9 protein-coding genes are annotated in these 12,085 nt (G+C 63.1%); 3 read left to right on the top strand and 6 right to left on the bottom strand.

The window, feature by feature from the left end; genetic code table 11:
* Positions 1–17: 17 nt before the first annotated feature.
* A complete protein-coding gene (locus tag G6N43_RS04755) occupies positions 18–968 on the bottom strand; it encodes an oxidoreductase (protein WP_234810248.1) in 951 nt (316 codons plus the stop codon).
* Positions 969–991: 23 nt separating this feature from the next.
* Between G6N43_RS04755 and G6N43_RS04750 the strand changes: the two genes are divergently transcribed.
* Positions 992–2,056 carry an oxidoreductase family protein gene (locus tag G6N43_RS04750; RefSeq protein ID WP_083156598.1) on the top strand — a complete coding sequence of 355 codons (1,065 nt, stop codon included), beginning with the start codon at positions 992–994 and terminating at the stop codon, positions 2,054–2,056.
* Positions 2,053–3,180, top strand: coding sequence for a TIGR03857 family LLM class F420-dependent oxidoreductase (locus tag G6N43_RS04745; RefSeq protein ID WP_083156600.1), 1,128 nt, complete (start codon positions 2,053–2,055; stop codon positions 3,178–3,180). The genes G6N43_RS04750 and G6N43_RS04745 overlap by 4 nt, the downstream gene beginning before the upstream one ends.
* Before the next feature lie 401 nt (positions 3,181–3,581).
* Here G6N43_RS04745 and G6N43_RS04740 read toward each other — a convergent pair whose 3' ends face one another.
* Together G6N43_RS04740 and G6N43_RS04735 are read right to left on the bottom strand one after the other, a co-directional pair.
* The gene (locus G6N43_RS04740; RefSeq protein WP_083156601.1) at positions 3,582–5,096 is read right to left on the bottom strand and encodes a UvrD-helicase domain-containing protein; all 1,515 of its coding nucleotides are present in this window, start codon (positions 5,094–5,096) and stop codon (positions 3,582–3,584) included.
* Positions 5,097–5,123: 27 nt separating this feature from the next.
* Positions 5,124–6,971, bottom strand: a complete 1,848-nt coding sequence (locus tag G6N43_RS04735) for an ATP-dependent nuclease (RefSeq protein ID WP_083156603.1) — start codon at positions 6,969–6,971, stop codon at positions 5,124–5,126.
* A 165-nt stretch (positions 6,972–7,136) separates the two neighbouring features.
* Between G6N43_RS04735 and G6N43_RS04730 the strand changes: the two genes are divergently transcribed.
* Positions 7,137–8,006 (top strand): DUF8757 domain-containing protein, encoded by an 870-nt coding sequence (locus G6N43_RS04730; RefSeq protein ID WP_234810249.1) that lies wholly within the window; start codon positions 7,137–7,139, stop codon positions 8,004–8,006.
* Here the strand turns inward: G6N43_RS04730 and G6N43_RS04725 are convergent.
* The 3 genes from G6N43_RS04725 to G6N43_RS04715 all read right to left on the bottom strand — a co-directional run bounded on the left by G6N43_RS04725 (position 8,003) and on the right by G6N43_RS04715 (position 12,032).
* Complete coding sequence (locus G6N43_RS04725; protein WP_083156604.1) at positions 8,003–8,473, bottom strand: DUF488 domain-containing protein; 471 nt, start codon at positions 8,471–8,473, stop codon at positions 8,003–8,005. The two genes, G6N43_RS04730 and G6N43_RS04725, sit on opposite strands and share 4 nt — an antisense overlap.
* Positions 8,474–8,624: 151 nt before the next feature.
* Positions 8,625–9,647: a hypothetical protein gene (locus G6N43_RS04720; protein ID WP_083156606.1), complete on the bottom strand. Its 1,023-nt coding sequence runs from the start codon at positions 9,645–9,647 to the stop codon at positions 8,625–8,627.
* Between the two features lie 306 nt (positions 9,648–9,953).
* Complete coding sequence (locus tag G6N43_RS04715) at positions 9,954–12,032, bottom strand: GmrSD restriction endonuclease domain-containing protein (RefSeq protein WP_083156607.1); 2,079 nt, start codon at positions 12,030–12,032, stop codon at positions 9,954–9,956.
* Between the last annotated feature and the right edge of the window lie 53 nt (positions 12,033–12,085).

The following is a 12,085-nucleotide window of genomic DNA, read 5'->3' as shown; positions in this document are numbered from 1 at the left end:
AAGCCGCGGCGGTCTGGTCAGGGTCGTGCGGGAAGGGGGTCGGGCCACGTCACACCGGTCAGGCGCTCGCTCAGTGCCCACAGACGACGGGCGGACGCGTCGTCGCGCGAGGCGCGCGAGCGGCGTGCGGCCGCAGGCGAACCTTTCAGCTCCAGAAAGCCGGCCGGGCCCCAGTACCCGTCAGGTTCCGGCTCGGCGGTTGTGGCCGCGTACAGCAGCGGCCGTGTGCCGCCCTGCGCCGACTGGGTGATGAGCGTGCGCGCGGTGTCGTACGCGAGCCGGACAAGCTTGTTCTGGTTCTGCGTCGCGAGATTCGTCAACGCCGCACCCGGATGAGCGGCAAGCGCCACCAGCGGGCTGCCCGCTCGTCGCGCTCGGGCCGCGAGCTCGTGGACGAAGAGCAGATTTGCGAGCTTTGACTGGCCATACGCGAGTTCGGCCGAGTAGAACCGCCCAGTCCAGTTCGGGTCGTCCCACCGGATCCGCCCTGCCCGGTGCATCACCGAGGATGTGACGACGACGCGGGGTGCCGCCGAGGCGGTGAGCTGGCTGATCAGTTGGCCGGCGAGAGCGAAGTGGCCCAAGTGGTTGGTGCCGAAATGCAGCTCGAAACCGTCCACGGTCCGCGACCGCGGCATCGCCATCACACCCCCGTTGAGCAACAGGGTGTCGATCGCCGCGCTCCGCGCGGCGGCCTCGCCGGCGCAGGCACGGACCGACGCGAGATCGGCGAGATCGAGACTGATCAGCTCGGGCGGCGGGCCGCCGGCCACCGCCGCCACCGCGGTGACCGCGGCCTGCCCGCGCGCCTGGTCGCGGCAGGCCATCAACACCTGCGCCCCTGCACTCGCAAGCGCAGCGCTCGCGTTGAGCCCTAGGCCGCTGTTGGCTCCCGTGATCAGTACGGTGCGTCCGGTCTGATCGGGAAGCGGCTCACGGACTGCGCCGAATTGTGTGTGGGTGCTCACACTCATAAGTTAACATCGCGACTATGATCTTCGTTACACCTTCTGCGATTCCCCTTCCGTTGGCTCCTGAGCAGATCACCGCCGATTGGTTGGACGCTGCACTCGACCGTTCAGGCGGACGTCCCGCGGTCGTCGGCGCAGAACTCGACCACGTCGTCGCCGGTACCACGACCAAGGTGTTCGTACGCGCCGAGCTCGAGGACGGCGACGAGTTGGCCCTGTGCATCAAGAGCGTGTTCGACGAGCCCCGCGACACCGTGCGCACCTACGCCGCGCGGCTGGAGGCGAACTTCTTCCGCGACTTGGCCCCCACCCTGGACATCCCCTTGTTCCGTACCTGGTTCGCCGGGACCGACGCGGACCAGGGCATCGTGGTCTTCGACGACCTCAGGGAAACCGGCACCAGGTTCACCGAGGTCGCCGAAACCTGGACCGCCGATCGAGTCGCCGCGGCACTCGAGTCGCAAGCCGCATGGCACGCCGCGACATGGGACCTCCCGCAGGGCCGATTCGACTGGCTGGCTCACGGCAACCAGATCCTCGGTATGGCTGCCGAACAGCTGTTCTCCGCCCCGCACTGGGACGCCCACGTGCCCTCCCCCGACACCGTCGAGGTCCCCGACTCGTTGGCCGACCGTGAACTGATGCTGACGACGATGCACAGGCTCTTCGCCCTGCACGACACCCAGGTGCACGTCCTGTCGCACGGCGACGCGCACGTCGGCAACACCTACACCGACCCGTCCGGCCGCATCGGCTTCTACGACTGGCAAAGCGTGTGCACCGCACCCGCGCTGGACGACGTGGCCTATTTCATCGTCGGCGCTCTCGACGTCGAGGACCGCAGGCGACACGAGCGCGAGCTGCTCAACCACTACCTCGACGCACTGCGCGGTGCCGGCGGTCCGGAGCTCGACCGCGAAACAGCCTGGCTCGATCACCGCCGTCAACATGCCCACGGCTTCTTCTGGGCAGTCATCCCGACGACATGGCAGCCGCCGTCGGCGAGTATCCCGATGGCCGAGCGCTATATCGCGGCGATCGCCGACCACGACACCGTCGGACTGCTTGAGGATGCGGTCCGATGACCACCCAACCCTCGTCCGTCCTCAACGATCTCGGGATCTTCCTCATGGCTGGCCGGGTCAAGGATCCGTCAGTGGCACTGACCGAGGGCGAGGACGCCGACCGGCTCGGCTTCCGTCGTGCCTGGTTGTCCGAAAGGTACGACCTCAAGGAGGCCGGCGCCGTGCTCAGTGGTGTCGCGGCCCGCACCAGCAGGCTGGAGGTCGGCACCGGGGTGCTGGCCACCGGTTCACGCCACCCGCTGCTGACGGCTGCACTCGCAGCCACGATGCACACGATGTACGGCGGGCGATTCGTCCTCGGGCTCGGCCGCAGCGACGCCATCTATCTCCGCGGGCAGAGCATTCCGAATCACAACCTCGAGCAGTTCAAGGACTACGTGCTCATCGTGCGGCGCCTTCTGGACGGGGAGACGGTTGGCTACGACGGTCCGCTCGGCCACTACGACGCGGTGCGCCTCGCCGACCTCCCCCAGGCACGGCCTCCCATCTGGAGCATCATCAGAGGTGGACCGAAGGCGTCCAGGCTTGCCGCCGAGATCGCCGACGGCGTGATGCTCCAGCCGTTCACCACGGTTGCTGCCGCCGCCGACGCGGTGCGGCGGATCCGCTCAGCGCGCACCGAGCTCGGCCTCGACGCCGCGATTCGGATCTGCCTGCCGGTGATCAGCGCGTGTGATCTCGACGAAGCGCAGACCGTTGCGATCACGAAAGCCCGGCTCGTCACCTACGTGCAGATGCCCGACAACGCGAAGATCTACGCCAACCAGAACCACTGGGACCCTGAGGTGATGCGGCGCGTACAGGAGCATGAGCTGTTCCGTGACCTCAGCCGCGCGAACGCCGATCAAGTGTTCCACCGTGAGCAGCTGTTGGGGCCCGCCGCGCTGATCCCTGACCAGTGGATCGAGGAAAGTTGCGCTATGGGCTCTCCGGCCGAGTGTGTGGCGACACTGCAGCGCTACCGCGACGTCGGTATCGACGAGTTCGCCCTTTATGGCACCACGCCCGCGCAGAACGCCTCCCTGGTCGCCGCGTGGCGCGCACACAGCGACATCGCCAACCGCCGGGTGCCGACACCGGTAACAGTGTCGGCGCCGGCGGCAGAAGGCTCTGCCGAGCCGTGATGCCGTTGCGTAGGCAATCGCGCACCACAGCCTGCTTCCCACCGCGTCTATACGATACCGGACCTGTCTCACCGCTGTAGGTTCTCAAGCTTTGGTGCGTCGGCAGTGGCCTCCGAACTGCGCCTTCCTGTTTTGTCTCACGGTGGCTGCAGCGCGGTTTGTCTCACGAAACGCTGCATTTCCTACAGTCGCGCTGGTCTGATCCCGATGGCCTGCGAGATTAACTGAATCCGGATCAACAAACCCGACCTCAAATTCCAAGTGGACATGGTATCGGGAACTCGCCAGGTTCTCATGACGGGAATCTGCCGCGAAACGAAGCCCTGTCTGATCTTTCCGGCGAAATCTACTTCGCGCCGATTGTCACGACTACCGCCCCGTGGTGAGAAGTTCGCCGGTGGTCAGTCGTCCTCCGGACTAGCAAAGAGCGTCGCCTGTGACGTAAGTTGACCGCAGCGTGTGATCGCTCTGGTTATCGCAACGTAGAGCACACAATCGTCCTCTTCGAGTTCCTCCAAGCCAGAGGCCAAGAGGTCAGCCTCGGTATCTGTGAGGTACACGCCCACCCGCGGCCATTCACCGCCTTTTGCTTGGTGGACGGTAAGACCTGGAATCAGATCCCCCTCCAGGAGTCGAATGCGTAATGCCGACAACTCGTCGATGCGTGCCGCTTCCTGGCTGTCCTTCAGACGATTGGGCCGTCGCCTATTTCCGAAACCTTTAGCCGCCGATCGTAGTTGAACCATTACTGCTATCGGGTCCGCTCCTGCTACCAGCAAGTCGAGAAGAGGAGTCATCACTGACTGCTGCATTTCAGCAAACTCGGTCGCGTCGAGACCAAGTTGCACAAGGGCTGCGGCGCGGCCGAAGGAGTGTCTCTCCAACCTCGACCAAGTGACAGTGTCTAGGAGGAGGTTCAGTAGAGCGTCTGTTGCGTTGCCGATCGATCGAAATGCGAGAGGCAGCACGTTAGGTCCCGCCAACCACAGGTTGCGCCATTGGCGTGCGAGCGCGACGTCAACATCGCGACTGTCGATAGGCGGCAATGTAACAGGTCTTCCGGCTCTGAGATCTTCTGCAAGCTTGGGCATTTGTTCTCCGGTAAACCGGAACGAGTGCGACTGGGGATACGCAGAGAATCCCTCATCCAACAAGTATGAAACCTTGTCGGGCGTTGCACCTCTCCAACCGTATAGGGCTTGCCTAGGGTCACCGACCAGCGAAATTCCGAGGCCTGCAATAACTCCAAACTTGGCGATCATCAGATCCAACTCCGCAGCGTCGTACACCTCATCGATGACAATCTCGCGGAATGTTGCGGCCAGCCAGTTGCGAGCAGACTCAACTGCGTGTTCGGCCGTGAAGGCCGTCAGCAGAATGCTGCGTACGTCTTCGTGACTACAGAACCCAGAGTCCAGAATTGCGTTGTGCTGCACAAGGTTACCTATCCCCCAACCTGGGCCTTGCATCCGCCTGCTGCGCGAAATAACCTTGCCGTCTCGGCTGAGCGTTGCATAGCGTTGGTAACTACCTGCCGCCAACCAGCGGAATCCTTTGAACCCTCTGTAATCATCCACCACCTCAACTTGGGTTATCCCGTTCGGCCAGTTGATGATTCCCCGGTTGAGAAGGACATGAAGTAGTTGAACGTGTAGTTGATCAAAGGTCATGACCTTGTGCGGGAAAGTCATGCACTGTGATCCCCAACGTCGTTCGATCCGCCGCGATAGTACGCCGGCCGCAGCCCGGGTGAAGCTAAGTCCCAGAACCCCTCTTGCGTCATCTCGACGGTAGCGCAAGTAACCAAAGCGCTCCGCGGCGATCGTGGTTTTTCCGCTGCCCGGAACAGACACGACATTGATCAGCTTCTTGGCGGATGCCGCCGCGACAGCTTGCTCTTTAGTTAGATTAATCATGTTTTCTACAAGCGAGTTTTGTGGATCTCATTCACCGTCTATTGCCTCGACCGGTGGGGGTTCCTGCATGAGCCACGCGTATGCGGCCGCTACGTGCTCTGGAACCGTCACACTCGCGAGATCATCGCTCATCTCGCTGGCAAGCACCAGCGCAAAGCGGCCCTTCAGTGATTGGCTCGACTTGAACAAGGCATCAATCTCGTCCGCGCTGAGAGGGTTCGGGACGTCCTTCTTCAATCGCGCCAGCGCGCGCCGAAAGAACTCCTCGTTGCCGGGAAGAAATGCAGGTTCCAAAGTTGGGCGAGACCAGAAGAATCGAGCCGACTGCGCGTCCAATTCCTTGTGCCACGCGGGGGGCTTAGCGTCCGGCAGCGGATTGCCGCGCAGATCTGTATCAGCGATGGCGGCCACACGACTCACCAGCTCAAACCCCGGTGTACCAACGAGCCTGACAGGCCATTGCCCTACTTTGTGGCCCACAAATACTATCGAGAGAGCCTCAATGGATGCTTGGCGCGCCGGGTTGCCGAGGGCCCAAGCTCTGCCGACAACACGCAGAAGGGCGGCCTCGGTGACGCCTTCCACAACTAGGAGCTGCTCTGCGAACAACGATGCAGATCGCTCTGCATCTAGGTGCAATCGCCTCTGTTCAAAGAGAAAATCACGCTTCTTCGCCTCAAGCGGCAGCGCCTTTACCGTGCGTGCCACAGTCCGGCGATCCTTATCACGCCGAACAACTACAAGTTCCGTCGGATCGCATGCCGCGACGATCTCACTAGAGTGCGTTGTTACCAGTACCTGCAGGTCTTTGCGAACGGTGGCTACCCTGCGGAGGTACCTAACCAGCCCGTGCTGCAGCTGTGGGTGCAGGTGCGCTTCAGGTTCCTCAATCATGACGGTCGCATGGAACAAATCCGGGAAGAACGAGTCCTGATCAGCCTCCGCGGCCGCGGAGGCCTCCTGGAGGCGTTCACGCGCGGTGTCCGCGTCAGAGTCGGAGTCACCCGACGAGTCCGGCCCAGGCAATGAGTCCGAAACACCGTCTCCTACCAGTTCTCCCGGTACTTGACTCTCTTCTGCCGGGTCAGGGATTCCGGCGAGAGTGACAGCGATGTGGAGCAAGTTGACGTATCCGAGGCTCGAGGCTTCGAGCCGACGCGCGGCCTCTGGTGACGGCGTAGTTGCCAGGAGAAGTTCGAGTACCCGCGCGAGGTACGCGTCATCGACCGTTTGCGTTCCAACGAACGGGAAGTGCTCGCTCACACCGGAACTGATGGTGGATAGATTCTCCGCGATACGCCCTTGCACGTCCGCTATCAGTTGATGCGCTGTTATGGAACTCAGCATGGTTTCGGCCAAGCTGCGCAACTCGTTCATGGCCCCGGGGCCCGTCCGCCGCAGCTGTTCGGCTCGGAGCAGTTCGAGAAGGACTTGTGCGTCGCGCCGCGACAGCTCGTCTACCGGGTTTCTCAGAGCCGGAAGGTAAACAAGGCGAATGTTGTCATGACCTTCGGTGGCGTCAACCACTGTGCCAGCCCTGACTTTTCCGAGCGAACGTTCGAGCGGCCGCGACCAACGCGGAGCCGCAAATCCGGACTGTTTGAGCGCGTTGCCGAGGGCTCCCTCGGCGGCGGTGTCATCGTCGAATGCGTACTCGATAGAGACACCTCTGGGCGGTGGCCCGAGCGCGGCGGCATCAACGGCACTAGGACGCGGGAACTTGTGTCGGTGCGCATGCAAAATCGCCTCGTTCAACGTAGTTTTGCCCGCACCGTTCGCGCCGAGCAGCAAATTGAAGCGGCCTGTGAACTCGCACGTGAGGGTTCCAGCTGCCGCGGCTCGATAACCTTGAACGTCGACTCGCTTCAGATACATCTAGTGCCAGCTTTCCGCATCAGGCATTCCATTAGTGCGTCTATCGCATAGGAAAATAGCGCAAAGGAGTCGGGGGAACCTGCGTGATCGTGGCCGTCACAAGTACGTCAAAATTCACCGCCGACATACCCGGAATTGACGACGAAGGTAGCTTACTCTGCCGGAATGGCGGACAGCGATTCACAGGATGCCGCGAGATCGGTCGAGCTGAAAGCTCCGAGGCCGGGTGAGGAAACTGCGGAGGTGATGGTTACTGTCAAGACCTACCCGAACCCGAGCGAGACCTACGGCGAAACCGTCTGCGTGGCCGGTGTCCGGCTCGATCGCGGCCGGCCTGAGTGGATCCGCCTGTACCCGGTGAAGTTCCGCAACGCCGACTTCGACAGCACGTTCAAGAAGTACGAGATCATCCGGGTGAACGGCACTTACCACCAGGCGAACGACAACCGGCCAGAGTCGTTCCGGCCCCGGCAGGACGAGATGGTCCACGTCGTGCGCCTGGACAGCCAGAAGAACTGGCTGCTTCGGCGCAGCAAGCTCGGCTCCCTGATCGGGGAGACGACGATGTGCGAGCTCCTCGCACGGAACCCGAAGGGCGGCATGGGCAACCCGTCGCCGTCGCTCGGACTAATCAAGCCCACCAACATCGAGATCTCCGTGGTCGACGGTGACCCGTGGAGCCCCGCGGAGCAGGCGAAGGTCAACCACGCATCCGAGCCGGACCTGTTCGGTACCTCGATGGTGCCGCTCCAACCCGCCCCGTACGCGGTCCGGTACAAGTACCGGTGCGCCGCCGCGAAGTGCCCCGGGCACGACCAGAAGAACCTGGACTGGGAGGTCGGGCAGGCCGGTCGTCGATGGAAGGCCGAGTACGGAGACGCCGGTGCCCGCGAGGCGATGCTGAAGCGGTGGCGCGACGATATGGTGTTGCCGGACAAGGACATCCACTTCTACGTGGGCAACCAGAATCGGTATCGGCGGACCTTCTCCGTCCTCGGCACCTGGTACCCGAAGGTCGAGGACGTCCTGTTCTAGACGTGCACCACGGCAGCGTCCGGGCGGTCCTTCATCAGCTGGCTCACCACGATGTCGCGGTGGCATTCCGCGTGGTCCTGTTCGAAGCACAGCAGCGCCACCACGCCGCCGTCGAGGAGTTCGGACACGTGGGCGAGGGCGTCGGTCGCCGCGGCGGTCTCGAGGACGTCGCGGTACCGGGCGCGTGACTCCGGCTCACCGGCGCGGAACCCGGCGCGGTTGTCCTTCGGGTTGCCCAGCGCGCGGTGATGCACGTAGCCGATACCCACCGCGGCGAGAGCCTCGGACAGCTTCGTCTTCGACAGTCCGGGCTTCCGGCTCAGCGGGGTCAGGCGCACGTCCACCAGCACACGCACGCCCTGTTCGAGCAGCTGCACGACGAGGTCACCGACGCTCTTCCCCTCGTACCCGATGCTGACGAGAGTCCCGGTGGCGGTGTTGTGCGCAGTGGTGTCAGCGGTGCCCATGGGTCCCTATGGTGCATCACCACCCACGGCCGCGGGCCGTAACCCCGCGGGTGCGCGATGGAACCGCGACCGTGGTAGCGGCCCCGAGGTGCGAGACGGAGGCGGGGGTGCAGCGGCGGCCAGGTTGTCCCGGGACCCAGTGGCCGGCGCATCACACGCGCGTCGACCAGTTCGGCGAGAACGGGAGCAGCTTCCGGGTCGACGTACTGATGATCCGCCGATCCTGCTGCCGGACCGGTAGAACAACACGCCGCGGCGGCGGGCCGTCGGCAGGAGCTTCGGGATCCCACTCGTCCTCATCCGGCAGCCCCGGACCCGTCATACGCGCGTTGATGCCGCTGAACTCGCCCTGGAGGTCCTTCTTCGTCAACTCGTGCGACATGGTGCGAACGACCGATCCCTCCGCCGCAACGGGGCGGTAGATAGCGTCGAGAACCACACGGGCCGCGACGATCGTCACCTCGCCGGCCTGCCCCGTGTAGCGGCGCCGGGCGACATTCCACAGCGACGACAATGCCCGCTGGATCAGGAGGGACACCTCGATGTCCTGATCCGGGAGGGTGTGAGTCAGCGAAACCCACCACTCCGGCCCGCCCTTCGCCCCGGGCGTCTCGGGCTTGTGCAGGTACGTGAGCTGTGAACCCGACGCGAGTTGGATTGGGGCTCCACCGTCGGGAGGCGTGATCACCATCCGGGTGCTCTCGTCGGTGTGCACCACGGTGAGGCCGTGCTTGGCGGAGTTGTACAGAAACGACTCGGACAGGACCGTGTTGGCGGCGGTCTCCAACAGGAGCTGCCACGCGACGATCGTGTCCTCGAACTCCTCCGCCTCCACGCTGAGGTTCGCGTCGCCGGGGTCCGTGCCGCCGAGGAACACCTGGGCTAGGTCGTCGCGGTGGAACCCGGTCCGCAGGGCTGTGCTGACCTTCGCCTTGAACTCGGCGAAGCTGACCGACGCCGCCATGCCTAGCCACGGGCAGTCTTGCTTCTCGACGTGGGCGAAGAACAGTCGCAGCAGCATCTCGCAGGCGTGGTGCAGCACCAGCACACATTCGGTGCGCACGTAGCGGTCGCGGGTGTCCTTCGATGGGACCGCCGCACCGATGCGGCGGGAGACACCGACGACCCGCTCGGCCTCGTACGCGGGCGCCAGGGCCTCGGCCGGCGCCAGCATCAGGGTGACGGCCTCGATCTTGTGCGTTACTGCTCAGTCGTTCAGCCGATTTGTGTAGCGTGCCTCGCGAGGGTTGCGAGGGAGATATCGGGCGAGCGTCTTGACCACGAGCGAGACCCTGAAGCGGCAGACACAATTTGCACTTACCTAGTTCTCTGCCGACCGTGCATTAAATCTGCGCCACACGGCCCGTCAGAACTGCCTCGCTCGGAGAGGACCGTTCCTTAGCTTAGCTAGCTAAACTCATGCGCGAGAGTTGCGACTGACGATTGCGCTTTATGCCTCGACGGTCGGGCTGGCGATGGGTCACGGTCCCTCGGTCGGCACATTGTCGAGGAGGGCTTCGAGCTCAGGAGGTCCTAGGCGTTGCGCCTGTGAGGCTTTGTCATTGTCGTCGAACTCGATGCCCTCGCCGATCAGCATCTCCATTGGATCGCGGGTGTCCGCTGGGTCATGCCATTGAAATTTGAAGCTTATGGACCCGTCGCTGCTGAGGACGCGGTACGCGTTCGTTACTGCCGGGTCGTGGGCGATGTGATTAGCGGTCGGCTGTGCCGCCGTTCCTGCGAGTTCAGCCAGGTCGCCGTAGGACGTCCACGAGCCGGCCGGCAGTGCCGCAACGGCTTCGTCGACGCGTGTCCAATCGAACCCAGATCGCGCCGTCACAACTCCCGGCACAGGGGCGGACCACAATTCGATTGCGGCATCGGCGAGCACCTGCGAACGCTTCTGAATTTCGTCGACTCCCCACTGGGTAGCTGCGGCGAGTTGCTCGTTCAGCTTGAGGTCTGAATCTTGCAGAATCTCCTGCTTGCGCTCAAACAGCTGGTTCGAGAGCTTCGAGTTCCACGCTGTCAGCGTCAAATTTCCTAGGGTGTGGCCGAGTCGCTCGAAGACTTCGCGGGGATCGTGGCCCGCATCCGTCAGCTGCTTCTTCCACCCGTCGCTAAGGGTCTGCGGCATCACGTGTTCGATCGACAGCTTGGCTGAGTCAAAGTCAAGATCAACCTCAGCCCGCAGATGCGACTCTAAGCGCTGAAGAACCAACCGCTGCTGATGGGGTCGCCCATTCGAGTAGTAATGCACGGTGGCGATGCCATCGCGAACACGATCGTCGTCGGGCCACCGCTTGTCGCGTGACAGCTCCCGGCGCAGAGCGACGTCGATTGGCTCACCCTGGGGCAGATTGCTGATGACTGCGATGAAGAGTCGATTCAGGACGTTCGTAGGTACGTCGACGACGTAGCGCCTAACGATGAAGGACTCGATGGCTTCGAGGCACGACTCCGCCTGCGCATTGCTGACGCGGCCCGCGTCCATTTCAGAGTAGATGTGCAGCAGCAACGGATAGGTCGTGCCGGCACCCCAGCTACGCAAGAATGCCAGGTGCCTCAGCGCCTTCTTGCTGAGTCCCAGATCAGATGCCGTGGAACTCGGGTCTGCTGGTTGCAAGAAAAGGGCGTAGTAGGCGCCTCGCCGCGCGAGCCGCTTAACGTGATCTTCGAGGAAGTCGAGATCAGCTGCCGACGGTTCAAGGCGACCTCGTGCAGCTCGGTAGACATCGCCTTGTTTGATGAACTCCCCGGTCGACTGGAGGTCGTCCCGAACAAGCCCCTCCAGGCCCTCCACCCCGAGTGCCTTTTCGAGCGGACGCCAGTGCTGTGTGTACACGGTGTTCGAGCGCGGTCCCAGCGCCATGAACAGGTAGTTTCGGAGCAGGTCGGATTGGGTCAGTCCTACTCCCGTAGCGTTGATGGACTCAAAGATCTTGTGGGGTCGCTCGCCTTCGGAAACAGTCACGAAGACCAGCGCCAATCGATCGCCGATCGTCGTCGCCAGCCGTTCTGGGATCAGCTCGCCGGCTTCGCGGAGCGCGCTGATCTTCCGGTGGAAAAATCGATAGGCGTTCACTATCGCGCTATGTCCGGACACGTTGAGTGGATCAGTCAGCACTATCCAGTACGGAGCAGCATCCTCATCGCCCGGAACGAGACGCGCCCATCTGGCCGAACCCTTCGGCTCCGTGTCGTTGATCAGATATTTCTTGTTCAGCCGATCGAACTGATCGGGATCGTCGAGCGCCGCAACATCCCGCAATGCTGCGAGCGCCACGGACAATGTCGTCAGACGCTGCTGACCGTCGACGACGCGAAACTCACGGAAGTCATGGAGCGGGTCGGCGTCCTTTTCGACCGCCACGATGCTGCCAATGAAGTGCTTCGGGATGGCGCTTCCGCCCGCGAGCGCTCGGTATTGTTCGGAAATGTCTTGCCACAGATCTTCTTGCTGACCCGTCTTCCACCGATAGTGCCGCTGGTACAGCGGCACCTGAAACTGGCGGTCCTGCGTCATCAGATCGCGGAAGGTCCCCTCCTTGGCACGCATGTACCGGAGGATAGCTGCTTGTTTGCCCTACAATGCTCCGAGCGAGATCGACT

This window comes from Mycolicibacterium moriokaense (assembly GCF_010726085.1).
GTDB classification, from domain to species: domain Bacteria; phylum Actinomycetota; class Actinomycetes; order Mycobacteriales; family Mycobacteriaceae; genus Mycobacterium; species Mycobacterium moriokaense.
The sequence above is the reverse complement of the archived record's forward strand: the minus strand, read 5'-3'. Positions and strand labels throughout refer to the sequence as shown.